Source organism: Chromohalobacter beijerinckii, assembly GCF_023061185.1.
GTDB classification, from domain to species: Bacteria; Pseudomonadota; Gammaproteobacteria; order Pseudomonadales; family Halomonadaceae; genus Chromohalobacter; species Chromohalobacter beijerinckii.
Map to the genome: position 1 here is coordinate 1 of NZ_JAKGAK010000044.1, position 1598 is coordinate 1598.

Consider the following 1598-nt stretch of genomic DNA (forward strand, 5'->3'; position numbering starts at 1 on the left):
GGTCGAGCCGGGCGGCTTGGGGTGTCAGGATCGCGCCTGGCGCCTCGAAACCAAAGCGCGACGCGATGGCTTCGGGCGTCAGCCAGTCGGCGTCAAAGTCGTGCTGACGACGCATTTCCCATTCGCGGCGCAGGCTGTCGAGATCACCTTCGTCGCTGGCGTAATACAGGCTGGCTTGCCTGGCGAAATCGACGTCGCCCACGGCGTCGGCCAACCCTTCGAGCGCATCGATGGCCTGCGCGCAGGCGCGATAGGCCGAGACGGCATCGGCCTCGCCGAAACGGGCGGCGAGGTCGGTCATGTGCGTGTCGATCTCGTACTGAATCAACGCGGTGCTCGCCGCGGAACTGCCCCAGCCCACATCGCGGCGTTCCAGTACCGTGACCTCATGGCCGTTCTGGGCCAGCTCGTCGGCGATCAGGGCCCCGGTAATGCCACCGCCGATGACCACCACCTCGCAGGTCACGTCCCGGTCGAGCTTGGGGAAGGCCTGCATCAAGCCGTTCTTGATTGCCCAATAGGGGTAGCCGCTTTTGAGGTCCATGGAAGCTCCGGGAGGCGGGAAGAGACAGTCTCCCTAGGATAGACGATCCGGCTTTCGCTTATAGCGCCGCAGCCATCTTGGCCACTTCAACCACATCAAGGCTCAACGCCAAGTCTTGTCTTTCTAGACTTTCTATCGGAAACCATCGTGCATCCAGGGCATCATCGCCGGCCACGGGCTCGCCAGAGATCCACTGACACAATACAGCGATAAGAACAAAGTGCTGCTGAATATGGCCAGCATCATCATGATCGAATACATCTACGGCGGTAAAGGTTTTTACAACGTTTGCTTGTACGCCCGTCTCTTCGTGAAGCTCACGTAATGCTGCGCTTTCAATCGTTTCGCCAAAATCTATTTTTCCTCCCGGAAAGCCCCAGTGATTGGCGTCCGGTGGGTTCCTGCGTCTAACTAATAAGACATTACCATCCCGAATAACGGCTGCTATTGTTGCCGGTATAGGGTGATTAAAAGGTGACGTTTCTGGTTGGGATAAGCTCTTTTCCATTGGTCGGACCTCGGGTAAAAGGAGAAGAGTGGTTAATTTTTTTTGTCCACCTTTCCTGGAAATTAGTCAAAGTATCGTGCTCCATGATATGCGCTAGCCTGGATTTCTCATAGTACCTCAGCCAGTACCGCACTCAGGCTGTAACACCGCTAAACACCTACTGGCTCGACTTACATCGGCTACTTTTTAACCACTTTCCGGCGTTCAGACACACTTCCCCCTTTCCCCCATTGCTTCGGGCCGGGGGCGCCCGAGCAGTCAGTTAGGAACCAACCGCCTGACGAGATCGGATAGCGCCGTTTTATAGGGGTAGCTGTCACTCATGAGTACTCGGATTCGACGCGTATTGCGGATGATGACCGCGCCTACTTTGATGAGCTTGAGCCTCAGGTTGCTCGGACTCATGCGCGCGAAGGGCGTGTGCTTCAGATAAGTCCGTAACCGCTCGAACAGCGTATAAGCGAAGCCCGACAAGATCAGCCGCCACTGATTGGCCCACCAGTGCGTGCTGGAGGTCCGGTCAGCAAACAGGCTCAGTTGTTGATC

Annotated in this window: 3 protein-coding genes; all 3 read right to left on the bottom strand. The window is 56.7% G+C overall.

Annotated features, from left to right (window positions below):
• A partial coding sequence (locus L1075_RS15580) for an NAD(P)/FAD-dependent oxidoreductase (protein WP_246942743.1) occupies positions 1–544 on the bottom strand: 544 nt, incomplete at its 3' end.
• Positions 545–602: 58 nt separating this feature from the next.
• Positions 603–1052 carry an NUDIX hydrolase gene (locus L1075_RS15585; RefSeq protein ID WP_246942745.1) on the bottom strand — a complete coding sequence of 150 codons (450 nt, stop codon included), beginning with the start codon at positions 1050–1052 and terminating at the stop codon, positions 603–605.
• A gap of 258 nt (positions 1053–1310) precedes the next feature.
• On the bottom strand, positions 1311–1598 hold a 288-nt coding region (locus L1075_RS15590), incomplete at its 5' end, for a transposase (RefSeq protein WP_246942747.1).